We start from the raw sequence: 23635 nt of genomic DNA on the forward strand, positions 1-23635 counted from the left end.
GCAATAAAACATCGGAAGTTTCATCTATATAAATTGAACTAAACATTTACACTAAACGAAGAGGAATATTCTCTAGTTTAATTTATATAACCATGGGACTTCCGATTGTCCTCGCATTGAAAGCGTTGACATATCGTTAGGTTCGCGCTATACTTGACGCAATTATATCGTTTCTGGGATTGTTACTACTCAAAGTAGGCAAAACCTAAGCACCAAAAAAAGCAGACCACCATGTCTTGTTTATTTTGTGATGCTTTAGGTTTTTTTTGTATGCCCCAAGACGATGTATAACTGCCAAGAGAGTGGAACGTGACGGGGGGATTGAAGTGAAAATAGCAAAGGTTATCAACAATAACGTCATTAGCATCTATCAGGCGGATGGAGCTGAGCTTGTGGTGATGGGACGTGGGATTGCCTTTAAGAAAAAGCCGGGGGACAAAGTAGACGAGACCCGCATCCAGAAAGTATTTGCATTGAAAAACAAACAAACATCCGATAATTTCAAAATGCTGCTGCGCGAAGTACCGATGGAACTGATTGAAATTGTGGAAGAAATCATCACGTATGCGCGTGAGAATCTGGGCCGAAAGCTGAATGAGAACATCTATGTATCCCTTACGGATCATATTAACTTCGCGATCGAACGTTATCGGGAAGGCGTGGAGATCAAGAACGCATTAATGTGGGAGATCAAACAGTTGTACAAGCCTGAATTTGAGCTGGGCCTGAGGACGCTGGAACAGATCAACACGCGCATGAATATTGAGCTGCCGCCAGATGAAGCCGCTTTTATTGCCCTTCATATTGTGAACGCAGAGATGAACGAAGAAGTCATTACAACGATGAACATTACGAAGTTTATCCAGCAAATTATTAATATAGCGAAATATCATTTCAAAATGGAATTTGATGAGGATTCCCTCAGTTATTTTCGCTTCATTACCCATTTGAAGTTCTTCTCTCAGCGAGTGCTCAGTGGTACGCATTACGACAACAACTATGATCATTTCTATGACATGATTAAAGAGAAGCATCCGGATGCCGCAGCGTGTACGGAGAAAATTGAGTTGTTTGTCAAAAAAGAGTACAACCATGAGCTGACCAATGAAGAAAAATTATATTTGACGGTTCATATTGAACGGGTGGTTAATCGCTAATATTTAAATGTTGACAAATATGGTTTAATTATAATAATATGTGACTAACAGGAATTGAATACGATTTAACTGGGATTGTTACTGGTTATGCAGGCAAAACCTAAGTCATGAGAAGGTCAGGACCATTGTGTCCGTATCCCCTTACTCAAGGCTTAGGTTTTTTGCGTGCAAAAAAAATCGGTAAAGGGCCTGTTTGAGAAAAAGTGGGGGTGCAGATTATGAGTCAAGAGAAACTGGCCAAAGAGATTGTAGAACTCGTCGGCGGTGAGAAAAATGTGGATTCGCTTGTTCATTGTGCAACACGGTTACGGTTTGTATTGAAAGACGATGCCAAGGCAGACAAGGCCAAGCTGGAGAAAACAGAAGGCATCATCGCAGTTAAAGAAAATGGTGGACAGTTCCAGGTTGTTGTTGGTAACAAGGTGCCTGAAGTCTATAGTGCCATTGGACAAATCAGTAACATTCTGGACGATTCATCAGGTAAAGAAAAACCTCGCAAAGCAGCCAAAGGCCTTGGGGGTATTATCGATATCATATCCAGCATCTTTGCACCACTTCTGGGTGTTATGGCGGGAGCCGGTATTCTAAAAGGGTTATTGCTGATTGCGAGCAATATCGGATGGCTGGAAACAACAGAAACAACATATACGATCCTGTATGCAGCAGCAGATAGTCTCTTCTACTTCTTACCTCTGTTGTTAGCGGTTACAACAGCACGTAAATTCCAGGGAAATATGTTTGTAGCGATGACGATTGCAGGAGCACTGATCTATCCGTCCATCGTCACGTTAAAATCAGAGGGTACACCAACGGATTTCTTCGGTATCCCAGTCATTCTGATGAACTATTCCTCGACGGTTATTCCTATCATTTTAGCTGTCATTGTCATGAGCAAGTTGGAGAAGTTCTTTAATAAGACACTTCACGATAGTGTGAAAAACTTTGTTACACCTTTATTTTTGCTAGTGATTATGGTACCGCTGACACTGTTGGTATTTGGACCATTTGGCGTATACGTTGGTAATGCAATTGCAGCTGGACTCGTTGCCGCATTTGGATTCAGTCCATTGCTCGCTGGTGCCGTTATGGGTGCAAGCTGGCAGCTGCTCGTGATTTTCGGAATACACTGGGGTCTTATTCCGGTATTTATCAACAACGTTGCAGTATATGGGCAGGATGGTGTTAAACCGGCTGCGACAGCTTCGATTTTTGCTCAAACGGGTGCAGCTTTTGGGGTTATGCTGAAAACCAAGAACAAAAAACTGAAAACGCTGGCTGGGTCATCCACGCTGACCGCATTATTCGGTATTACGGAACCGGCCATCTATGGGGTAACATTACCACTGAAACGTCCGTTCATCGCAGGGGTAATCGGTGGTGCAGTTGGTGGAGCGATCATTGGTCAAGCGGGCACATTGGCATTTGCGTCCGGTGCACCGGGATTGCTAACTTTGCCAATCTTCTACGGACCAGGTGGACAAGGCTTCCCAGGATTGATTCTGGGTATCGTAGTATCCTTTGTTGTTTCGGCTGTACTGACGTACATCCTGGGCTTCAAAGATCCGGTCGAAGAAGAAACAACATCCGAATCTACGTCATCCGCCGAGCAATCTGGCCGTACAATGAATGCTTCAGACGAAGAAGTATTAAGCCCAATCGAAGGAACAATTGTGAATTTGTCTGAAGTTCCTGACCCGGCGTTTTCATCCGGAGCGATGGGAAAAGGGATTGCAATTGAGCCGACTGTGGGCAGAGTGGTAGCGCCATTTGACGGTACAGTTACTGTTGCATTCAAGAAAAAACATGCTTTGGCTGTTGTATCAGACACCGGTGCTGAAATATTGGTTCACGTCGGAGTTGATACGGTTAAATTGGATGGGCAGCATTTTGTCTCTCATATCAAAGAAGGGGACAGGGTCAAAGCGGGAGATCTGCTGCTTGAGTTCGATATCGCACAGATTAAGGCTGCTGGGTACCACACGGTAACGCCGATTATAGTCACGAATTCCGCCAACTACGAGGAAGTCATTCCGCAGGCTACAGGTCAGGTTCACAGCCAGGAGCTTCTATTGAAGTTGAACAGTGGAAAGGGAGAGGAATAAAATAGAATCAACACAAATTCAATGAATTAGAGTTTGGTTGGTTCCGTTGACATGGTGGAATTGGAAAATTATAATTAGAATTGTACATTGATTACATGATAATGAAAGGTGGATTATTGAACATGACATATGCGATGAGACTGCGTTTCCTTCCTTTGAATCGGTAATTGAATACGTTCAAAGGCTCTGACGGTTCGTTCAGAGTAAACGGGATCAGTCTGTCATTTCAATCATCCTGAACTTATATACATGGTTTAACTTGTTTTCCCGTTTACATTGAATCACAGGCCTTTGCCTGTGATTTTTTGTGTTACTTATCACTAGTCTGATCAGATCTGATGTTCAGTTGAAACTACAGGAGGTACTCCGTTATGATGACGTTACTGTTCTATTGATACGAGCTGGCATGATAAGCTCGTATCGATAGAAGTGTGCTTCGCTATCGATACGAAATAAATCTTATTTCGGAGGTAGCGAATATGGAAAAGATATGTTTTGAATTAGAGCAGGTTGAGATGACCTACATGGATAAAGCAGTGTTGAACATTGAGCGACTGGCTGTGCATCAACTGGATCGTATTGGTGTAGTAGGAGGTAATGGTCAGGGTAAAAGTACATTGTTGAAACTCATTGCGGGACAGATCCAGCCGACAGCTGGAAAGGTAAAACGTTACGCAGAGTTTGGTTATTTGGAACAAGTCGAACCACCCCGGCCTAACGAAAATCTGGAAGTTGATGGCGCTCTACTCAGCAAATTGGCGATTCCTCAACATGATAAAACATGGAGTGGCGGTGAACAGACCCGTCTAAAGCTGGCTCAAATGTTCACTCATTACCACGAAGTATTGTTGTTGGATGAACCAACAACCCATCTGGACCATGAGGGCATTACATTTTTGCTGGATGAATTGCGCTATTACTATGGGGCGCTTGTGCTGATCAGTCATGATCGTGCGGTTCTGGATGAACTGGTGACCACGATCTGGGAAATTCATCAGGGAGAAGTACACGTATATTCCGGCAACTATAGCGATTATCAGGCACAGAAAAGCCTGGAGCGTGAACAGCAAAACCAGGCCCATGAACAATTCTCGAAGGAGAAAAGACGATTGGAGCTGGCCGCCCGAGAAAAGATGAAAAAAGCCGAGAAAATAACACAGGCCGGCAGCATGTCCAAAAAAGAATCCAAGGCAAAAGCAAACCGTATGTTTGAGACGAAATCCAAAGGCACCAGCCAAAAAGCGGTGCACCGTGCAGCCAAGGCGATTGAACAGCGGATGCAACAGCTTCATGAGGTAAAGGCAGTGAAAGAGGAACGGCCAATGATCTTCCGTCAGCCGAAGACACTGGAGCTGCACAACCGATTTCCAATTATGGCAGATCGCCTTACACTTGAGGTGGATGGAAAGATATTGTTGGAGGATGTAAGTTTACAGATTCCATTAAAACAAAAAATAGCGATAACCGGAGCCAATGGCAGCGGGAAAAGCACATTGCTTAACCATGTTTTTCATGGTGGAGATCACATCACGATGTCTCCAAAAGCGAAGCTTGGTTATTTTCAACAGATGAGTTATCGTTTTACGACAAAAGAGACTGTATTACAATTCCTGAAGAATCGTTCGGAATATGAGGAGTCAGAGCTGAGAAGTGCGTTGCACGCAATGCAGTTTACAGGGAATGACATGCTCAAGAATGTTGGGACATTAAGTGGAGGGGAAGCGATTCGTCTTCAATTATGTCACTTGTTTCTTGGACAATATAACATTCTATTGCTGGATGAACCGACAAATTTTCTGGATATGCATGCATTGGAAGCGTTGGAGCGGTTTATCAAGGCTTATGAAGGAACGATTCTGTATGTATCTCATGATCAGAGGTTTATTGAAAATACAGCGGATCAACAATTTCAGATTACGGAGCGTCAATTAATTCAGGTGAATATATAAGTTGAACTAAAGAATATTTACACTGGACACTACGATGACAGAACAAACTTCCGATCGCTGTTATCCCCAGATTATTTTGAATCCTTTTATAAAGGAGTAAATCCGGGATAGCGTATGCTTCCGATGTAGCTATCTTGCAGAAAGCTTGTAGGCGAGTTTATGCTTACGAAGTAGCTTTCCATTGAAAGCTTTTAGCTTCGCTTCTTCAGGTTCTTTCTGTCCTCTCCGTTTTGTGTAAATGTGTATTTCAATTTATATAGAAAATAAATCTATAGAGGGAAGAGAGCTAACAAAAACAGCCAAAGTAATTTTGGCTGTTTTGTCGTTTTCAAAGATAGGTAGATGGGATACCTTATGTAGCTTCTATTAAGATTCCGCTTTTACAACCGTAGAGTGCATGTTACCTGTAAGGCGTTGAGGTGGGAATACCATGCGCACGGGTGCGATGATAATCGTGGCAAATACAGCTTTGATCAGATCCCCAATAATGTAAGGATAGAATCCTTGAATCATGGCCTCGGGTAGGGACATTTTGTATGCGTAGGCCAACCAAGGAACTCCTGAGACATAGTTCAACAGTGAACCAAATAATTCAATGATGATAAAAGCAAAAATATATCCCTTAAATCCTTGGATCCTCACTTTGGAGAGGAATAAACCGATCAGGAGTGCGGACAGAGGCCAGATGATAACATATCCCCCGGTTGGACCTAATAGAACAGCAAGACCGCCGGTTCCATGTAGAAGTGGGAAGCCTAATGCCGTTAGCACAACAACGAGAGCGATACTTAAAAACCCATACAACGGACCAAGTAATCCTCCAGCCAACATGACAGCCAAAGTTTGTAATGTTATTGGTACAGGGGAGAAGCCAATAGGAATGCTTATGTAACCGAAAAGAACTAATATTGCGGCCATAAGTGCGCTAAATACAATGCCTCGCAAAGATAATTTCATGTTTGAACAATCCTCTCCATTTTGGTAATATGATTGTTAACCAAATTAATAAATGTGGTTAACGATTAGGATCTTACCACATAGAGATAGAAAGGGAAAGGACTAATTTACGATGCAAGCCAACCTGCCCAACATTACATTAGAAGATGTCCGAGTGCATTATGCTTCCGAAGAGGGTCAAGTGAGGAAAGCGCTGGATGGAGTGTCACTTACGCTGCACCAAGGAGAATGGGTTAGTATTGTAGGGGCGAATGGCAGTGGAAAAAGTACGCTCGCCGGGCTCCTTATTGGATTCATTCCAAGATCGGGAGGGGTAAGGAACATCTCAGATGAACTCACCATTCGGGGTGTATTGCAGCAACCGGATGCACAGGTATTGGGGGACACCATTGAAGAGGAATTTCATTATGCCTTGTCACCATTAATGCATACTGTGGAAGAACAATTGAAGCACAGGCAGGACGCATTACATACCGTAGGGCTTCAATATCCCCCGGATATGGCTATCTCACAGTTATCGGGTGGCCAGAAACAACTGCTTAACATTGCCGTAGCGCTCGCGGCCAAACCGGACGTATTGATTCTGGATGAGCCAACAGCCATGCTTGATCCCGGAGCAAGAGACCGCATTGAGGTCATCGTTCAGAAGATCACCGAGCGCGGTACAACGGTAATCTGGATCACGCATCATCTGGAAGAAGCGACCTTGTGTGATCGAATTATTGCTATTGACCGAGGGCGTTGTGTGTACGACGGGAAGCCTGAGTCTTTTTTCTATGAAACAGAGATGCATGAGAAGACAATTCTGAAAAATGAGCAGCTATCTCCCTGCGAACGGTTAGGGTTGGACCTCCCCTTCACTGTAAAGACTGCGTTATTGCTCAAGCAAAAAGGCATGAGACCAGAAGCCATGCCACTTAGGCCCGAGCAACTGGCTAAGGAGGTTGCAAGTTGGAGATCGAATTAACCAATATACGTATAGAAGCATCGGATTCGAGCAAACGTGCACTGCTTGAAGAGATAAATATTCAGTTGAACAGTGGGGAAATTACTTTGCTGCTGGGCTGTACGGGTTCAGGAAAAACGACTTTGCTACAGACGCTGGCTGGCTTGAAACCTCCCGATGCAGGAAGTATTAGGATAGATGGCATGCCTTTCTGGAGAGAAGGAAAAGTGTCACAGTCGATTTTATTGCAAATGGGTCTGGTGTTTCAATTTCCGGAACAACAACTGTTTGCCCGAAGTATCCAGCGTGAATTCACATATTCTCTGCGTCCGTATCAACTTTCACAGAAACAGCAACAAGAGCAGATTACAAAAGTACTGAACCAATGGGACCGGCCAATATCTTCGGAGGTGGAACGACGTTTTCATCCGGACAGGTCGCCATTTGCTCTAAGTGGGGGAGAGAAGCGCAGACTGGGTCTTGCTCTCGGCATTACGACCAATCCACACTGGCTTCTGCTGGATGAGCCGAGCGCCGGGTTGGAAGCACAAAGTGTCGCACTTTTGCTGGATGTATTGGAGCAACATCGTCTGGCAGGTGGTGGGGTCGTGGTAGCAACCCATGATCTGGATACATTCTTGCCTTGTGCGGATCGGGTATTATTATTGCAGGAAGGTCGTCTCATTGCTGATCTCACACCGCGAGAACTTCACGATAGGCCTGAATTGCTGGAGCAGACAGGGATTGGACTGCCACCTTCGATGCGACTAGCACAGCAGCTTAGGGCTGCGGGTCTTGATCTGTCTTTTACCGCGATGACCCCGGAAGAGATGGCGGAAAGCATTGTTCAGTCCACGTTCGTTGAAGTGGGAATTCAGAACAAATCAAAAGCGGTATCGGGAGTAGCCATTACGGTGGCAGAGAGCGAGATAATGGAGAATATAGAAGGGGACGATCCGAAGCTTCTTCCGAACAGCTTGACTCATTCAGGCGGATTGTATGGTGTTATGGACCCACGTCTAAATTGGATTTTGTATATTTTGCTGGTCACCGCAGCGATGCTTCAACAGCGCTGGCTTGGATTGACGTTAACATTGGTGCCGGTAGTGGCCGCACTTGCTGTGCTTCCGCGTCAGACTTTGGCTGGCTGTATGAAGTTAATGAAGCCACTGTTATTTTTTTTCATCATATCAACAGCGTTATCTGGGACAACCCTTTCAACCGCGGGAGGCGGTCTGCACTTTGGTTTTTCCCTGATACAGGCAGAGGGCACTTTGCTGAATGTGTATCGTCTGTTTATCGTCACGTTGGCCAGTCTTTGGTTTTCACTGACAACGCCATATGGGCGAATGGTAGAAGGACTGAACTGGGTACTCGGCATCGGTAAAAAGATCAGGCTGCCCGTAGCTTCGTTTGCTCTTGCTGTATCGTTAATCTTTCGGTTTATCCCAATGATTTGGAGTGAGTGGCAGCGATTCTCATTGATCGTACGGGCACGTGGAAAGGTAGCTTTAAGACCAAATACCGTGCGGATTCGCGACTTGGGTCCGATGGTGATTCCCTTGTTAATGGCACTGTTCCAACGTGCAGAGGATATGACCATTGCGATGGAAATGCGTAAAGTTAGAGAACATTCTTTGCTAGGAGCACGTTCTTCGTTATTGGCATGGTCCAAGCGTGATACCTGGATTAGCATGGCTGGCCTCATTGGTTTTGTACTATTAGTATGGATTCGCGAATGGTGATGCATAATTTCGTGAGCGCTTGCTCACAATAAGTGCGCGTGGATTATCTGGACGCGGATCAGGAGGGACGAACGATGAAAGATAAGTTTTTGCGTGAAGAACGGCAAGAATATACCGATGTGTCTACGGTGGAATCGCAGCGAAACGATATCACACTCGAAGAATTCCCGGAGGGCCCTTACGGCTCATCATTGTTATCTGAGTCTCTCGGGAAAAGTTCTCCGTGGCGGGTGGATCAGAGGTCTGCACATCGTTTCGATTATGAAAATCATGAGCTTCATGAAGGAGAAATACGTGATTATCCGGGTCAGGATGTTTTTGACGAAACGGTACCGGATAATGTGTCTAAACCACAATATACAGAAGAATCGTAAGTGATATGAATATAAAATAGAGCGTAACCTCCGACAGATTTGGTCCTTTCGGGGGTTATTTTCGTTGTGTTTAATGAAAAACAATTCTCCTCCAATTCCACATTATGGGTTATTATGTTTGTAGCTCGAACTACAAAATTTTGGTTGAATATGTGGGGGAATTGGAATGAGAGAGATCGATTATAGTCAATATTTCTGGCAGGATGATCAGATCAGACTACGTGCGTTGCGTGAGGAAGATTGGGAAGACCATTATTATAACCGCTTTGATACACCTGCCCGTCGGTTATTGGAGTGTGCAGTAGAGTTACCGCCAACTCATGTTGAAGCAAAGAATTTCACGGAAAACTTCTCTGATTTTTCTTTAACCAAAGGACGGATCATGTTTACAATTGTAAATATGGATGGTGAAAATGTCGGAGGTGTGAATCTGAACAGCATTGATGAGAGAAACGGTACCTTTAGCATTGGGATTCAAATTGACAGGGATCATCGAGGAAAAGGATACGGAACCAGAGCCGTTCGAATCTTGCTGAACTATGCTTTCTTCGAGCGCAGGCTCAATAAATTTAATGATTATGTACTCCAAGGAAATGAACCTTCCGCAGCCATGATGAGAAAACTTGGATGTGTTCAGGAAGGTGTGCGTCGCCAGGTGATCTATACCGATGGAAAATACCAGGATCTGATCCTCTTTGGATTAACCAAAGACGAGTTTATGGAAAAAGAGGGGCTTGCTTGAGTCCAACATAAAAAGATCGCCGGGATGCTTAGGTCAGCCCATGTTAGTTGGATAAGTGGTAAGTACATTAAGCGGTAGGCGAGAGTATTCTTAATGATATCAAAATCTGGGGTGATCGTGTGGATAGAGAAATGCCTGATCCGACATGGAAAAGGTTAGGTTTTGCTGAACGGCCTGATTTTCATACTTCTGGTCTGGGTGTGGGGATTGTAATTATCGACTCAATTAAACCACATCATCTCGTAAATCACTTAAATACACGAATCAAATGTGTTGCCGTACATGAAAATATGACTGTCACCATGCAAGACATCTCATCTATGAACAGGGAGGGAGATCATCGGAAAGGTGAGCATGGACTTATGAGTGTACTGGCTTTGGCCCATGAACCTATTCTATTAGAGGGACAGGTTCATGTCGGGATTGCACCAGCAGCAACATTTATCATTTTAGATCATGGAGCATTTACAACTGGAGAAGGAGAACGTCTGAAAAAAGGAATGGAATGGATTCTTGAACATGGGGTCGAATGGAATATAAAAATTATTTTAAGCACTGGTTGGCAGGCATTAGATAATGAAGTTCATCTTAAAAATACGAGTGAAAATTCAACGGTTAAAGCATTGGCAACAGCTGTGCAGCAGGGCATTTTGGTTATTTGTTCGAATGGAAATACACGTTTAAATAACATCATGCCTCCAATACAATATTTAGCAGTAGGGGGCTATGTCGATCGTGGAAAGGCCGATTACTCATTACACGCTCCTTTCCCTGATGAACCTTATGGCAGAAATGGAGATGGTCACTTTAGGCCAGATCTATTAGCGCCCAGACTACACCTTACAATCCCCTCTTATGAAACTTCTGGTAAGCGCGTATCTTTTTATGAGGGGACCTCTGGAGCGGCTACGCTTGTGGCTGGTGTTGCGGCCCATTTGTTCTCCCAATTTCCGAGTTTAAGTTCCGAGATGCTGAGACACTTTTTAGTCGAGCATGGAGAACCACTTGAGGGTGATGATAACCTGGCTCCTCGAATTAACGTTGAGAATACAATTCGTTGTATGAACAGGGTAGATAAGCCAAGGTACATATCAAAAACTTTACCCATGATAAGCTTAAAAAATCAAAATTCATCCAGCGCAATTCATTCAATGGATGATATCGAAAGAGCGCTCTCTTTAACCGTTTTAGTTGAGAGGGGTGAATTATCACGTGAAGAGTTATGGAACTTCACGAAGGATTCATCCGCTATTGTTCGTAAAATTGCAGTATCGACGCTCGGTGAACCGATGAACGAACGAGAGCGAAAGTTGTATTGGGTGTCCTTAATACATGAAACAGAAGGAGGAGTGCGCGGATGGTATATGCATGGATTATTGCAAAATGCTCCAAAGGAGGAAATTCACCATTGGATAAATTGGTCAACAGATATTAACTGGTCGGTTCGATGGTGTGTTAGTGAATATTTGGCTCAATATCCAGAGTGTTTTCCCCAACTTGAAAAAACTCAAGATCCTGACACTATACATATCAAGGCATTGCCTTTAAGGCAATGGTACAAGCTCTTTAATGATGTAACGTAAATCAGTATGTGGAGGTAACCTTATGAAACAAGCCAATTATTCAAGTGATAAATTAATCATCGATTGCAAGGATATTTATTTGCGCGAGTATCGAATTGAAGATTTGGAGAAACTGCAAGAAATTACATGGCAACCTGAGGTGTATGAATTCCTACCGGGATGGAACGCTACGATTGAAGAGAGAACCCTGTGGCTCACCGAATATGAAATCCCTGAGAATCAGCGTTTTAAACAAGCTGTGATGGCGGGAGGGGATATCGTAGAGTTATATTTACGTATGGCTATTGTACTCAAAGAAAATGATGAGTTCATAGGATGGTGCTGCTCAGGGATCAAGGACGAACTGCCAGCACCCAATCGGGAGATTATGTACGGTATTTCGAAACACTTCAGGAACCGTGGCTATACAACGCAGGCAGTGAACGGAATGTCAGAGTATTTATTTGAACATACCAACGTGGAAATATTAAATGCCATCGCTTTGATTACCAATCAAGCATCTAATAAGGTGATACAGAAATGTAATTTTGAACGGTTGAATTCCATCGAGATTGAAAATGAATCATATAACCATTACCAACGGTGTAAGCGTCAAGGTCATATTTAATGCATTTGTCTCAAGATGAATGTTTTGACGTAATCATGTCAGAGCTAGAACATCGTCCCATTAGATAGCGCTATAACATCAATTTTGCAGATCAGGTTAGACAGTGAATACTGGCTACCTGATTTTTTTCTGTCTTTTAATCTGTAGCACAGGACAATGTTAATAATTTTCTCCGCGATAATAGCGCTCCAGTTTGTTATCCAGATGAACAAGCTGCGCTTTTTTCTCCTCGATATCATTGAGCAACTTTTGCTTTTGATCCTCAATCAGCTTGGTTCTTTCCTTCAGCGTGGAGGTTCCTTCATTTACCTGATCATAATACTTCTTGATATCTTCTACACTCATCCCGGTTTCGCGAAGACATTTGATAAAAACCAGCCAGTTCAGATCATCCTCCGAATAAAGACGGTTATTCTGTTCACTTCGTACAGCGGGTTTCAGTAGTCCCTTTCTTTCGTAAAAGCGGATCGCTCCGATGGAGACCTCAACTCTTTTCGCAACTTCTCCAATGGTTAACATGTTATTCATCCTTTTTATAAAAATCATTTGACCTACACTAAGTGTAGCATAGTAACTTATACATTGTTAAATATAAATCAATCATGGAAAGAAGGATTATTATGAAAAAGACTGTCTTTGTAACCGGAGCCAATAAAGGAATTGGATATGAAATCGTCAAGCAGTTAGGTGAAGCAGGCTGGAAAGTTATCCTTGGCGCACGTAGTATCGAACGGGGGGAAGCGGCAGTTTCCGAGTTAACTTCCAGGGGGTTAGCTGTAGAGTTTGTACAAATCGACATGTGCGACTTGAACAGCATCGAGCAGGCAGCCGATACCATTCACAAGACTTATCCCGCATTAAACCTTCTGATCAATAACGCCGGCATGCCTGGTGCTTTTTCTCAGTCCTTCACGGATACAAAAGAGGAAGACTTGCGGAACGCCTTCGAAGTGAACTTTTTCGGCACCTTCCGTTTGAATCAGCGATTGTTCCCGTTAATCAAAGATAATGAAGGCACAATCATTAATGTATCAACCGACATGGCTTCTCTGGACCATATGCAAAATGCGGAATTCACTCTAAATGCCTTCGACTATAACTCATCCAAAACGGCCAACAGTGCCATGACACTTTCAATGGCTTATGAAGTCAGAAACAGCAGGGCTCAAGTCTTTGCAGTAACGCCCGGATTCACATCAACAGATCTGAACGGCAATGCTGAAGGCGGTAAATCAAAAGAAGCCGGTGCTGCAATTATCGTGGGTTATGTGACAGACGGTAAACGTCATAACGGAGAATTCCTAGATGAGAATGGCGTGTACCCTTGGTAATCGAACGGCTCCAAGCTGGCTGATTTTGAGGAATACCTAGACGATTTTCTAACGAACATAGGATGTCTTATTTGGCCTCTAGGTACGCTTCTTAAATTTTAAAGAACATCACACACGCTATTACCAGAAAGCCCCTGATAAAAGCGCTGTAAACGGCTGTTTATTCTGATATAACGTGGCTCAGGTTCGTTAGATTTTTGCGAACTCTTCAAATCCTTAATAAGACGCCTTAGATTCGTTAGCCTGAAAGTCTGAACCCAATGGGGCGACCACTATACTAATCGGACACAAATAAAGAATCCCCCTTTCATTTCGGTTGAGAAATGAAAGGGGGATTCGCCATGTAATGAAGAAAGGAATTAATGTGCGGATTGGAATGAAGATGAAAGAAAAGCAACCTTTGGAGAGTTAGCCGAGAGATTACGTATAACCAACTTGGAACTTACGCTCAGCTTAGACATCTGCCTTATTCAGCGGGATCAAAATCATAAAATCCGTTCCTGATCCTACCTGACTTCGTACTGTAATTTTTCCACCATACGACTCCACAATCGAGCGGGTTATGGCTAGACCCAGACCTGCACCCCCTTGTTTGCGCGAACGAGAACTGCTCGTGCGGTAAAATCGCTCAAAGATATGTGACAGATGTGCAGGTTCAATGCCTGTGCCGTTATCCTTAACCGATAATTCAGCCTGATGGTGTGTGGCATACAACGTTATGGAGATGGCTCCATGATTGGGATCGGTGTGCTGCACCGCGTTATGGAACAGATTCAGCACAACCTGCTTCAGCTTGTAAGGGTCGGCCAGTATATGTACCTCAGCCGTCAGGTCGAGATGAACGGATCTTTGCTGAGCCATCATGGCAAGTTGTGGTTGCATTTCGAGCAGCAGACTGTCCAGCTGAATGACTTCCCGCTCCTGCTTCGGAGCCTGATCCAGCTTGGTCAGGAGCAGTAAATCTTCAACCAGCTTGTTAATGCGTACGGATTCGCCGTGCATGCTGTCCAGTGCTTTATACAATTGATCTTGATTGGTGGCTGCACCCCGCTGTAGAACTTCAATGAAGCCGTGAATGGAGGTAAGCGGGGTACGAAGCTCATGAGAAGCATCCGATAAGAAACGCTGCATGCGCTCTTTCGATTCCCGCTCCGCTTCAAACGAGTTCTCCAGTCTTTCAAGCATGCCATTGAATGAAACGGCGAGCTGATCCACTTCCTCTTGTCCCTGAACGACGGGAAGGCGTTCTGCGAGACTGCCTGCATCGATCTGCTGTACTTTATTCACCATATTGGACAGGGGAACCAGCGTCCGGCGTAATACTTTAGTGTATAGAATAAGACCGGCTACCATGGCCAACAGCGATAACATCACAAAGATCAGAAGCTGTTTAATAATCAAGTCTCTCAGTGGCTTTGTAGCCGTGCCCATCTGAACCATGGGTAAGCCACGATTGCGTGGACCCGGTGAGGCGAATACAATCAATTGCTCATTGCCTTGGCTATCCGTTACGATCCGGTAGGGAATATGCTTTTGTTCTTTCAACTCTGCTGTAATGTCTTGATATTCAACAGCTGATAGATGAGGGGCTTTCAGACCGTCTTCCCCAAAAACATCCTCGAACGTACCTTGGTTATCAAACAGGGCCAGTGAACGGTCCGGAATAAACAGCACCCGATTGCCAGACCCATTTCCTGCCTGTCCACCAAAAGGATTGTTGGAATAGCCACTACGTGACTGGATTCCGAGCCAAACCGGGGGCATGGACATAAGCTGTTCTTCCATGGTTTTTGCCTGATTCCGATAGAGAAAGCTCTCCATGATCCAGAATTGCAGAATACCGATTAACAATAGTAGCCCAGCCAGGACAAACAGAGAACGTGAGAGCAATTGAGAACGTAATGAACGAGGCCAGATCCATTGGTGAAGACGTCTTAAACGAAGTTTATTTTTCTTGGGCAGCGAGTTCATCAGAGATCCACCCTGTATCCGACACCCCGAAGCGTACGAATGAGTTTATGCTCTTTATCCCCGAGTTTGTCGCGCAAGGAGCGAACATATACCTCCACAATATTTTCTTCCCCGCCAAAATCATACCCCCACACCCGGCTCAGAATGGTCGCTTTGCTAAGTACAATCCCATGATTAAGCACAATAAATTTTAACAGTTCGTATTCGGTAGGAGATAACTCCAGGACCTGATTCTGATAGGTGATTTCTTTGCGCTGATCATCAATTCGGAAGGGACCGTGGGTGACGGCTCCTATTAATAAAGGAAATTGATTGCGCAGCCTGGCCTGAATTCGGGCGAGCAGCTCGTCGAAGGCAAAGGGTTTGATCATGTAATCGTCAGCACCTAGCCAAAGGCCCTTAACCCGATTCTCGACCTCGTCCTTCGCTGTCAGCATTATAACGCCAACCTGAGCTCCGGTCTTACGCAGACGCTCGACCACTTCGAATCCATCCATCTCAGGCATCATGACATCCAGAATAGCCATATGTGGCTTGAATTCAAGGGCCAACTCAAGCGCAGCCGCTCCATCCGGTGCGGTGCGCACATCGAAGCCCTCATTGCTTAATCCAAGCTCCAGAAATTGCAAAATATGCGGTTCATCGTCAGCCAATAGTATTTTAATTCCGCTGCTAAGCTTCATAATACGGGGGTTCCTCCTTGCTTGCTTCCATCTATAGTTCTCCCTCAATTGAGAGGGACTGTATGTTGTATTATCGCTTGTCAAACTGAAATTTAGCTGAAAGGATTGTGAATTATCCTCAGACAACATTCAGCGGGCACTCATCCCAGTTTTATTTTGGCATGTCACAATACTAGACATGAAGAACTTTGAAGGAGTGATTAACATTGAATAACACCAAAAGAAGGATGGATTTTGTCCTTCTGCCGATTGTATTACTGGCGGCATTTCTGAATGGGTACGGTATCTGGAACGATCAATATGCCAATTCCTATTATACGACTGCCGTTGGGAGTATGCTCAGCAACTTCCATAACTTTTTCTATGCTTCACTAGACTCAGCAGGCTCGGTCACTGTAGATAAACCACCCGTTGTCTTCTGGATTCAGACGGCCTTTGCCTATGTCTTCGGACTGCACGGATGGAGCGTTATTTTGCCGCAGGTATTAGCGGGAATCGGTTCAGTATTCCTGATCTATTTCATGGTGAAACCTACATATGGTCTTGCAGCAGCACGAATCTCGGCACTTGCGATGGCGACTGTGCCTGTCGTGGCGGCAGTCAGCCGGACCAATAATATTGACAGCATGCTGGTGTTTACACTACTGCTGGGTTCATGGTTTTTGTTCAAAGGCAGCAAAAAAGACAGTGCATGGCGCATTCTGGTTGCCTTTGGGTTAATAGGCGTAGCCTTTAATATGAAAATGCTTCAAGCCTACATGGTTCTCCCGGCTTTTTACTTGTTCTATCTACTTGCATTTCAGGCGAAATGGAGAAAGAAGATTATCCTGCTGATCGGCAGCACAGCAGTTCTGGCAATCGTTTCCTTATCCTGGGCGGTCACTGTGGATTCTATACCCGAAGACGAGCGGCCTTATATCGGCAGCAGTGAAACGAACTCGGTCATGGAACTCGCATTTGGATACAATGGCCTGGCTCGCCTAACGGGTCAGCAGAATACGGCAGGTAACGCAGGTATGCCAAATGGTATCGGATCGGGGAATAATCGTGGCAATCGAGGAGACTTGTCTGCAATGCCTAATCAGACAGGCACTGGTGTTCCTGGCGCTGGGCAAGATGTCAATGCACCGGATAACGATAATATGAATGGTTCTAATGGAACAAACGCCATGGGCGGCATGAATGGGCCGAATGGCAATTTACCGAACGGGCAGATGCCGAATGATATGGAAATGCCAAACGGAAGAAATTTCGGCGGAGGTATGGGCGGAATGTTTGGAACAGGGGAGAAAGGTCCTCTGCGTCTGTTCCAGACGGAACTGTCAGGTCAAGCTAGCTGGCTGTTGCCAGTTGTGCTGCTTGGGTGCATTGCCCTATTTGCAGGGTTAAGACGGAGAAATATAACCAGTAAACATAAGGAGGCCTTATTCTGGCTGGCATGGCTGCTTCCCGTTGCTGCCTTTTTCAGTGTGGCAGGTTTCTTCCATCAATATTATCTGATTATGCTCGCACCTCCAATAGCGGCGCTGACTGGTGCAGGATTTGTAGCGATGTGGAAGTCATATCGTAATCGTGATGGATGGCAGGCATGGTTGCTTCCGGTGTCCGTGCTGCTGACGACTCTGTTTGGCTGGTATATCATGCAGGTGTATAACGAGACGATTGGTGCAGGCTGGTCCATTAGTGAATTGATCGCAGGCATTCTGGTTACGGTCATCCTGATCGTTATGCTTCATCGCACACATCGATGGAAACAGAGCTTCATTATCGCGGGATTCATGGTGATGCTGATTGGTCCAATCTACTGGGCATTCACCCCAATTACTTACGGTGGCAACAGCATGATTCCGGCAGCAGGGCCTGCTGGTTCCAATGGCATGTTTGGTGGAGCAGGAATGGGCATGCCTATGGGTAACGTTGCAGGAGACACAGAAATGCCTACAATGGGTGGCCGTGGGGGAATGGGCAACCGTAACGAAGAAGTGGATCCGGCCACACTGAATTATCTGAAAGAACACAATACAGGCGAAACGTATCTCTTTGCCACTACAGACTATAATCAGGCAGCACCTTATATCATCGATGAAAGAGCAGCGGTCATTACACTTGGAGGGTTCTCCGGCTCAGACCCGGTGTACACAACAGAGGAACTTGAGCAACTTGTCAAGAGCGGGCAAGTGAAATACTTCATGGTTGGTGGCATGGGGGGCCGCGGAGGGAACTCGGATATTAGCGATTGGATCAAAGAGCACGGAACCGAGATTCCAATGTCAGAATGGAAGACAGGCACAGACAGCGGATCCATGGATAACGGTGATACGGAGAGTGAAGCTGGATTTGGATTTGGATTCGGATTTGGCGGACAGACCACCTTGTATGAAGTGAAATTGTAGCTATATAAATTGAACTTATCATTTACACGATAACGAAGAGGACAGAAAAAACCTGAAAAAGCGAAGCGTTCGCCTTTATCCCCGGATTTTCCCTTAAGAAAAGGGAATCAAAAAAAATCTGGGGATAACAGCGATTGGAAGGTTGTTCTGTCATCGAAGTGTGCAGTGTAAATATTCTCTAGTTCAATTTATATAGAGTGAAAATCTCGAACGAAGTCCATTGGAAAAGGGAGGGGACAAACATGGCTCACGCATACCGATACAGCATTATTATTCCCATGTATAACGAGGAAGCGGTGATTGAGGAGACTTATCGGCGTCTGAAAAAGGTCATGGGCAGCACAGGAGAGAGCTATGAACTGTTGTTTGTCAATGATGGCAGCGTGGATCGAAGTGCACAGATGATCCGTGATTACGCCCGTTGGGACGAGAGTGTGAAGCTGATTGATTTTGCCCGTAACTTCGGACATCAGATCGCGATAACAGCGGGTATGGATTATGCAGTGGGGGATGCGGTGGTTATTATTGATGCGGATCTGCAGGACCCTCCCGAACTGATACTCGATATGATCGCCAAGTGGAAAGAGGGTTATGAAGTCGTATATGCCCGACGCACCAGACGAAGCGGGGAAACTCGCTTCAAGAAATGGTCGGCGAGTCTGTTCTATCGTGTACTTCGTGCCTCAACGGATACGGATATCCCGGTAGACACCGGAGATTTTCGCCTGATTGACCGCAAAGTATGTGATGAGATGAAACGTCTTCCGGAGAAAAATCGGTTTGTACGCGGGTTGGTCAGCTGGGTCGGATTTCGTCAGACTGCGATTGAATACGAACGTGATGAACGTCTCGCAGGCGAAACAAAATATCCGCTGAAACGCATGCTGAAGCTAAGCCTGGATGGCATAACGTCATTTTCGCATAAACCACTCAAGCTTGCAGGTTATGTAGGTGCGATCCTGTCGGTAGGCGGATTCATCTATATGTTAACGGTTATTGGTTCGGCCATCTTTACAGATTCAACAATTAAGGGATGGCCATCCATTGTGAGTATCATGCTGATGTTTAACGGATTCATCCTGATCATGCTGGGCATTCTGGGCGAGTACGTTGGCCGAATCTATGATGAGACCAAGGCACGTCCGCTATACATTGTGAGAGACGTGGTTCAGGCCGAGGGCCAGCAAGCGCAATCCCGATTGACAGCCCGCGCGGCTCATCATGATTAAGCGTCTGGCGACACTCTTCAAGTTTGGTATTGTGGGTGTTGCAAATACGGCAGTGGATGCGGTGGTATTTGCCATACTTGCTGCGGTCGGTGTGCCGGTTCTGATAGCTCAAGTCATCTCGTACAGCTGCGGCGTTGCGAACAGTTATTGGCTGAACGGCAGGTGGACTTTTCGAGATGCGGCACGACGGAGCGGCGATAGAGCCAAACGTATTCGTTTTCTAATCACCAATCTCATCGTTCTCGCGTTATCCGCCCTCATTCTGATGACTTTGCACGACATGCTGGGTTGGAGTCTCGTGATGAGTAAGATCCTGGCGACCTTGATGGGGATGGTTCTGAACTATATAGCCAGCAGATATTGGGTGTTTCGTATCGCTACTTAACTGACCACACCGTGCAATATTGGTTATAAGAAACAAATGAAAGGAGTGTATGATGAAATGCGAATTAAAAAAGCAGTTATTCCGGCAGCGGGTCTCGGAACCCGTTTCCTGCCAGCGACCAAAGCACAGCCTAAAGAGATGTTACCGATTGTAGATAAACCGGCCATCCAATACATTGTTGAAGAAGCAGTACAATCAGGAATTGAGAATATCCTCATTGTGACCGGACGCAACAAAAAATCCATAGAGGACCATTTTGATAAGTCGGTTGAACTTGAACACTCTTTGTATGCCAAGGGCAAACAGTCTTTATTGGAGGAGGTGCAGGCCATCAGCGAGATGGCAAATATTCATTTTATTCGTCAAAAAGAACCGCTAGGTCTGGGGCATGCCATTGGGTGTGCAAGGCAATTTGTAGGGGAAGATGCCTTCGCTGTACTGCTGGGAGATGATATTATGGTGTCTGATCCGCCTGCACTTGCACAGATGGTTCATCTCTATGAAAAGACAGGCAATCAGATCATCGGTGTCCGTCAAGTAGACGCTGTAAATGTGAGCAAATATGGCATCATTGATTCAAATGGTGCAGAGGACCGGGTTCACCGAGTCACCAATCTGGTCGAAAAACCTTCCCTTGCAGAAGCACCATCCCGAACAGCTGTAATGGGAAGATACATTCTGAAACCTTCCATTTTTCCAATCCTTGATCAGATTGAGAGAGGGGCTGGAGGGGAATATCAGTTAACGGATGCCTTGAAAGTAGTGAGTCAAGTGGAGGAACTGTTGGCCCTTGAACTGAAAGGACGCCGCTACGATATTGGTGATCAATTCGGATATATTCAGGCGATCTTGGAGATCGGACTGATGCGCAAGGAATTACAGCCCATGCTGACCCCCTATCTTCAGAAACTTGCAACCCAGTGGGCCTAGACTCTAACATTGAACTATGCTTCCTGTAACGCTACAATGAGCAAGAAGTTCAAGTGCTCTTGGAGGAGTGAGGAATCATGAATGAGTCTATCATCAGGGACCTTATTAAGTATATGGATGTAGAGGACAACGCCGCCATTCAGTACGTTCAGACCGAGCATCGGATGAAACTGGGACTTTTTTGGGGGATACAGGAAGGCAGCCGTGTTCTGGAAATCGGGTGTGGTCAGGGAGATACAACGGTCGTGCTTGCACATCTGGTGGGGGAGCATGGATACGTTCATGGTGTAGATATTGCACCTGAGGATTATGGTGCACCGCTGACCGTAGGCGAGGCGGCAGCCAAGTTGCAGAGATCTCCGCTGGGTGATCGAATTCGAATGGATTATGATTTTGATATTTTAAGTGATCAAGTTCAATTCGCCGAGAATGAGTTTGATGTGATTGTGTTATCCCATTGTTCTTGGTACTTGAGATCGTTTGACGAACTCACTCGGATTCTTAGCAAGGTTAGGACGTGGGGACATCAGTTATGTTTTGCCGAATGGGATGCACGAGTTACAGATGTGAGCCAGCTCTCGCACTGGTTATCCGTTCTCATTCAGTCTCAGGTCGAATGTTACAAGGAGAACAGCTTCTCCAATGTGCGTACGCTTTTTACACCGGAGGATATCCAAGTGCTTGTCTCTGCGGCAGGCTGGACGATTAAGAAAGAGACTTCAATCCACTCTCCAGAGCTGCAGGACGGTCGCTGGGAAACCGAAATGACACTGGCAGAAACGCCCGTGGAACTGCAAATGCTTCCGATCCCGGACAAAGTAAAAACACTTCTTCTTTCCGAACTGAAATTACTTAAGACACATCATGTCTCGGGGCCTGGGATTCCACTGGGGACGTATGCAATTGTTGCCAACAAACAGTAAGGAAATCACGTATAAATTCCATGATCTAAAAAAATGTGTTTACTTCATCACAGTAATTTTGATATTATAATCGCAATATCAAATGCGACGAAGAGACGAGTAGATAAAAATCATTCTTTCAAAGAGAGCTCCGGCAGCTGAAAAGGAGTAAAGAACTTTTTATTGAATAAAGACTCAGAGCAGCACATCGGAACTTAGCGTTAAGGGATGGTGTGACAGGAGCTCCTGTTACAGAGCTAGAGTATAAACGGTCTACAGCTAGCAACATGGTTGTACACCTTTACTTGAAGAGGCGAATATGGTGACATATTGGCGAATCTGGGTGGTACCACGAGAGTTCAATCTCGTCCCTGAGACTATTGTCTTGGGGATGGGATTTTTTGGTTTTTTCGGGGCTGTAACTACACGCTTTGGAATTGCCTGAATAGTGTTAATTAGGAAGTCAAATTTCATATTACGTTATTAGTGAGTTATGAAATTGATCAAAGGGAAGAATCACTTAAACCGAAAGGAAATGATGATTGAATGTCAGCAAAATTGAAAGTTGGTATCGTCGGAGGAACGGGAATGGTGGGTCAGCGTTTTGTGGACCTGCTCGATCAACATCCATGGTTTGAAGTAACAGCTATTTCTGCAAGCGCCAATTCGGCAGGTAAAACATATGAAGAATCCGTACAAGGCAGATGGAAACTCGCAGTTCCAATTCCGGAAGCTGTGAAAAAAATCGTTGTTCAGGATGCTTCCCAGGTCGAAGCTTTTGCCAGCCAGGTTGATTTTATTTTCTGCGCGGTTGATATGAAAAAGAATGAGATTCAAGCGCTCGAAGAGGCTTATGCCAAAACAGGAACACCTGTCGTGTCCAACAACTCCGCTCACCGCTGGACAGCAGATGTACCCATGGTAATCCCTGAGATTAACCCGGGACATCTGGATGTGATTGAAGCCCAACGCAAACGTCTGGGTACAAAAACCGGATTCATTGCCGTAAAACCAAACTGCTCCATTCAGAGCTATGTGCCAGCACTTCACGCCTTGCGTGAGTTCAACCCGACTCAGGTTGTCGCTTCCACGTATCAAGCCATCTCGGGAGCAGGTAAAAACTTTACGGACTGGCCGGATATGCTCGATAATGTCATTCCATACATCGGTGGCGAAGAAGAGAAGAGTGAGCAGGAACCACTGCGGATCTGGGGCAGCATCGAGAACAATCAGATCGTCAAAGCTTCTGCTCCATTAATTACAACACAATGTATTCGTGTACCGGTAACGGATGGACATCTGGCTACCGTGTTTGTAAACTTTGAGAAAAAACCAAGCAAAGACGAAATTCTGGAGCGTTGGTTGCAGTTCAAAGGTCGTCCGCAGGAACTGGCTCTGCCAAGTGCACCAAAACAATTCATTACGTATTTTGAAGAAGAGAACAGACCACAGACGAAACTGGATCGTGACATCGAACGCGGAATGGGTGTCTCCACAGGTAGACTGCGCGAAGATTCACTTTATGATTACAAATTCGTGGGATTGTCCCACAACACGCTCCGCGGAGCGGCAGGTGGTGCGGTCCTGATCGCAGAACTGCTTAAAGCTGAAGGATATATTCAACCGAAATAAGTGTAGGTGTACCAAGT

20 protein-coding genes and 1 other annotated feature are annotated in these 23635 nt (G+C 45.2%); of the genes, 16 read left to right on the forward strand and 4 right to left on the reverse strand.

The genetic code is table 11. The features are described 5' to 3' along the window. The first annotated feature begins 326 nt into the window (after nucleotides 1-326). From licT to ACE3K2_RS09415, 3 genes are all read left to right on the forward strand, one after another. Nucleotides 327-1157 (forward strand): BglG family transcription antiterminator LicT, encoded by an 831-nt coding sequence (licT, locus tag ACE3K2_RS09405; RefSeq protein ID WP_215075086.1) that lies wholly within the window; start codon nucleotides 327-329, stop codon nucleotides 1155-1157. A 218-nt stretch (nucleotides 1158-1375) separates the two neighbouring features. Further along, complete coding sequence (locus tag ACE3K2_RS09410; RefSeq protein WP_421889175.1) at nucleotides 1376-3259, forward strand: beta-glucoside-specific PTS transporter subunit IIABC; 1884 nt, start codon at nucleotides 1376-1378, stop codon at nucleotides 3257-3259. 479 nt (nucleotides 3260-3738) lie between these two features. Continuing rightward, nucleotides 3739-5208, forward strand: coding sequence for an Msr family ABC-F type ribosomal protection protein (locus ACE3K2_RS09415; protein ID WP_421889177.1), 1470 nt, complete (start codon nucleotides 3739-3741; stop codon nucleotides 5206-5208). Nucleotides 5209-5574: 366 nt separating this feature from the next. On the opposite strand, the gene ACE3K2_RS09420 is transcribed toward ACE3K2_RS09415, so the two are convergent. Next, entirely contained in the window at nucleotides 5575-6165 is a 591-nt protein-coding gene (locus ACE3K2_RS09420; RefSeq protein WP_421889179.1) for a biotin transporter BioY, read from the reverse strand. Between the two features lie 112 nt (nucleotides 6166-6277). On the opposite strand from ACE3K2_RS09420, the gene ACE3K2_RS09425 reads away from it, so the two are divergent. The 6 genes from ACE3K2_RS09425 (at nucleotide 6278) to ACE3K2_RS09450 (ending at nucleotide 12162) form a co-directional block, all read left to right on the forward strand. Continuing rightward, nucleotides 6278-7132, forward strand: coding sequence for an ATP-binding cassette domain-containing protein (locus ACE3K2_RS09425; RefSeq protein ID WP_421889181.1), 855 nt, complete (start codon nucleotides 6278-6280; stop codon nucleotides 7130-7132). Next, on the forward strand, nucleotides 7117-8856 hold the full coding sequence (locus ACE3K2_RS09430) for an ATP-binding cassette domain-containing protein (RefSeq protein ID WP_421889183.1): 1740 nt from the start codon (nucleotides 7117-7119) through the stop codon (nucleotides 8854-8856). The genes ACE3K2_RS09425 and ACE3K2_RS09430 overlap by 16 nt, the downstream gene beginning before the upstream one ends. 74 nt (nucleotides 8857-8930) lie before the next feature. Continuing rightward, nucleotides 8931-9230 carry a hypothetical protein gene (locus ACE3K2_RS09435; protein ID WP_421889185.1) on the forward strand — a complete coding sequence of 100 codons (300 nt, stop codon included), beginning with the start codon at nucleotides 8931-8933 and terminating at the stop codon, nucleotides 9228-9230. 166 nt (nucleotides 9231-9396) lie between these two features. After that, on the forward strand, nucleotides 9397-9972 hold the full coding sequence (locus ACE3K2_RS09440; RefSeq protein ID WP_421889187.1) for a GNAT family N-acetyltransferase: 576 nt from the start codon (nucleotides 9397-9399) through the stop codon (nucleotides 9970-9972). 119 nt (nucleotides 9973-10091) lie between these two features. Further along, a complete protein-coding gene (locus ACE3K2_RS09445) occupies nucleotides 10092-11555 on the forward strand; it encodes a S8 family serine peptidase (RefSeq protein WP_421889189.1) in 1464 nt (487 codons plus the stop codon). Nucleotides 11556-11577: 22 nt separating this feature from the next. Further along, nucleotides 11578-12162, forward strand: a complete 585-nt coding sequence (locus ACE3K2_RS09450) for a GNAT family N-acetyltransferase (protein ID WP_421889191.1) — start codon at nucleotides 11578-11580, stop codon at nucleotides 12160-12162. 159 nt (nucleotides 12163-12321) lie between these two features. Here the strand turns inward: ACE3K2_RS09450 and ACE3K2_RS09455 are convergent, their stop codons facing one another. Further along, entirely contained in the window at nucleotides 12322-12681 is a 360-nt protein-coding gene (locus ACE3K2_RS09455; RefSeq protein ID WP_421889193.1) for a MerR family transcriptional regulator, read from the reverse strand. Between the two features lie 101 nt (nucleotides 12682-12782). On the opposite strand from ACE3K2_RS09455, the gene ACE3K2_RS09460 reads away from it, so the two are divergent. Continuing rightward, the gene (locus ACE3K2_RS09460) at nucleotides 12783-13493 is read left to right on the forward strand and encodes an SDR family NAD(P)-dependent oxidoreductase (protein WP_421889195.1); all 711 of its coding nucleotides are present in this window, start codon (nucleotides 12783-12785) and stop codon (nucleotides 13491-13493) included. Between the two features lie 453 nt (nucleotides 13494-13946). Here the strand turns inward: ACE3K2_RS09460 and ACE3K2_RS09465 are convergent, their stop codons facing one another. Both ACE3K2_RS09465 and ACE3K2_RS09470 read right to left on the reverse strand, forming a co-directional pair. Next, nucleotides 13947-15464: a sensor histidine kinase gene (locus ACE3K2_RS09465; RefSeq protein WP_421889197.1), complete on the reverse strand. Its 1518-nt coding sequence runs from the start codon at nucleotides 15462-15464 to the stop codon at nucleotides 13947-13949. Then, complete coding sequence (locus tag ACE3K2_RS09470; protein ID WP_124115540.1) at nucleotides 15464-16147, reverse strand: response regulator transcription factor; 684 nt, start codon at nucleotides 16145-16147, stop codon at nucleotides 15464-15466. The genes ACE3K2_RS09465 and ACE3K2_RS09470 overlap by 1 nt, the downstream gene beginning before the upstream one ends. 227 nt (nucleotides 16148-16374) lie before the next feature. Between ACE3K2_RS09470 and ACE3K2_RS09475 the strand changes: the two genes are divergently transcribed. From ACE3K2_RS09475 to asd, 6 genes are all read left to right on the forward strand, one after another. Next, nucleotides 16375-18540, forward strand: a complete 2166-nt coding sequence (locus ACE3K2_RS09475; RefSeq protein ID WP_421891122.1) for a glycosyltransferase family 39 protein — start codon at nucleotides 16375-16377, stop codon at nucleotides 18538-18540. A gap of 242 nt (nucleotides 18541-18782) precedes the next feature. Further along, a complete protein-coding gene (locus ACE3K2_RS09480) occupies nucleotides 18783-19769 on the forward strand; it encodes a glycosyltransferase family 2 protein (RefSeq protein WP_421889199.1) in 987 nt (328 codons plus the stop codon). Continuing rightward, nucleotides 19762-20154 carry a GtrA family protein gene (locus tag ACE3K2_RS09485; protein ID WP_421889201.1) on the forward strand — a complete coding sequence of 131 codons (393 nt, stop codon included), beginning with the start codon at nucleotides 19762-19764 and terminating at the stop codon, nucleotides 20152-20154. The genes ACE3K2_RS09480 and ACE3K2_RS09485 overlap by 8 nt, the downstream gene beginning before the upstream one ends. Before the next feature lie 57 nt (nucleotides 20155-20211). Continuing rightward, entirely contained in the window at nucleotides 20212-21084 is an 873-nt protein-coding gene (gene galU, locus ACE3K2_RS09490; RefSeq protein WP_421889203.1) for a UTP--glucose-1-phosphate uridylyltransferase GalU, read from the forward strand. Nucleotides 21085-21161: 77 nt separating this feature from the next. Then, a complete protein-coding gene (locus ACE3K2_RS09495; protein WP_421889205.1) occupies nucleotides 21162-22007 on the forward strand; it encodes a class I SAM-dependent methyltransferase in 846 nt (281 codons plus the stop codon). A gap of 78 nt (nucleotides 22008-22085) precedes the next feature. Further along, nucleotides 22086-22362 (forward strand) — a binding site (T-box leader). 170 nt (nucleotides 22363-22532) lie between these two features. Further along, complete coding sequence (gene asd, locus ACE3K2_RS09500; RefSeq protein WP_074094892.1) at nucleotides 22533-23618, forward strand: aspartate-semialdehyde dehydrogenase; 1086 nt, start codon at nucleotides 22533-22535, stop codon at nucleotides 23616-23618. Nucleotides 23619-23635: the final 17 nt, after the last annotated feature.

This window comes from Paenibacillus sp., assembly GCF_048976745.1.
Taxonomy (GTDB): domain Bacteria; phylum Bacillota; class Bacilli; order Paenibacillales; family Paenibacillaceae; genus Paenibacillus.

Bases quoted from the DNA above. Each gene is read 5' to 3' on its own strand.
- ACE3K2_RS09455 (WP_421889193.1), bottom strand. From the start codon at position 12,681: ATGTTAACCATTGGAGAAGTTGCGAAAAGAGTTGAGGTCTCCATCGGA.
- ACE3K2_RS09420 (WP_421889179.1), bottom strand. From the start codon at position 6,165: ATGAAATTATCTTTGCGAGGCATTGTATTTAGCGCACTTATGGCCGCA.
- ACE3K2_RS09460 (WP_421889195.1), top strand. From the start codon at position 12,783: ATGAAAAAGACTGTCTTTGTAACCGGAGCCAATAAAGGAATTGGATAT.
- ACE3K2_RS09425 (WP_421889181.1), top strand. From the start codon at position 6,278: ATGCAAGCCAACCTGCCCAACATTACATTAGAAGATGTCCGAGTGCAT.
- ACE3K2_RS09415 (WP_421889177.1), top strand. From the start codon at position 3,739: ATGGAAAAGATATGTTTTGAATTAGAGCAGGTTGAGATGACCTACATG.
- ACE3K2_RS09495 (WP_421889205.1), top strand. From the start codon at position 21,162: ATGAATGAGTCTATCATCAGGGACCTTATTAAGTATATGGATGTAGAG.
- galU (WP_421889203.1), top strand. From the start codon at position 20,212: ATGCGAATTAAAAAAGCAGTTATTCCGGCAGCGGGTCTCGGAACCCGT.
- asd (WP_074094892.1), top strand. From the start codon at position 22,533: ATGTCAGCAAAATTGAAAGTTGGTATCGTCGGAGGAACGGGAATGGTG.
- ACE3K2_RS09470 (WP_124115540.1), bottom strand. From the start codon at position 16,147: ATGAAGCTTAGCAGCGGAATTAAAATACTATTGGCTGACGATGAACCG.
- ACE3K2_RS09485 (WP_421889201.1), top strand. From the start codon at position 19,762: ATGATTAAGCGTCTGGCGACACTCTTCAAGTTTGGTATTGTGGGTGTT.
- ACE3K2_RS09465 (WP_421889197.1), bottom strand. From the start codon at position 15,464: ATGAACTCGCTGCCCAAGAAAAATAAACTTCGTTTAAGACGTCTTCAC.
- ACE3K2_RS09475 (WP_421891122.1), top strand. From the start codon at position 16,375: ATGGATTTTGTCCTTCTGCCGATTGTATTACTGGCGGCATTTCTGAAT.
- ACE3K2_RS09440 (WP_421889187.1), top strand. From the start codon at position 9,397: ATGAGAGAGATCGATTATAGTCAATATTTCTGGCAGGATGATCAGATC.
- ACE3K2_RS09450 (WP_421889191.1), top strand. From the start codon at position 11,578: ATGAAACAAGCCAATTATTCAAGTGATAAATTAATCATCGATTGCAAG.
- ACE3K2_RS09435 (WP_421889185.1), top strand. From the start codon at position 8,931: ATGAAAGATAAGTTTTTGCGTGAAGAACGGCAAGAATATACCGATGTG.
- ACE3K2_RS09410 (WP_421889175.1), top strand. From the start codon at position 1,376: ATGAGTCAAGAGAAACTGGCCAAAGAGATTGTAGAACTCGTCGGCGGT.
- ACE3K2_RS09480 (WP_421889199.1), top strand. From the start codon at position 18,783: ATGGCTCACGCATACCGATACAGCATTATTATTCCCATGTATAACGAG.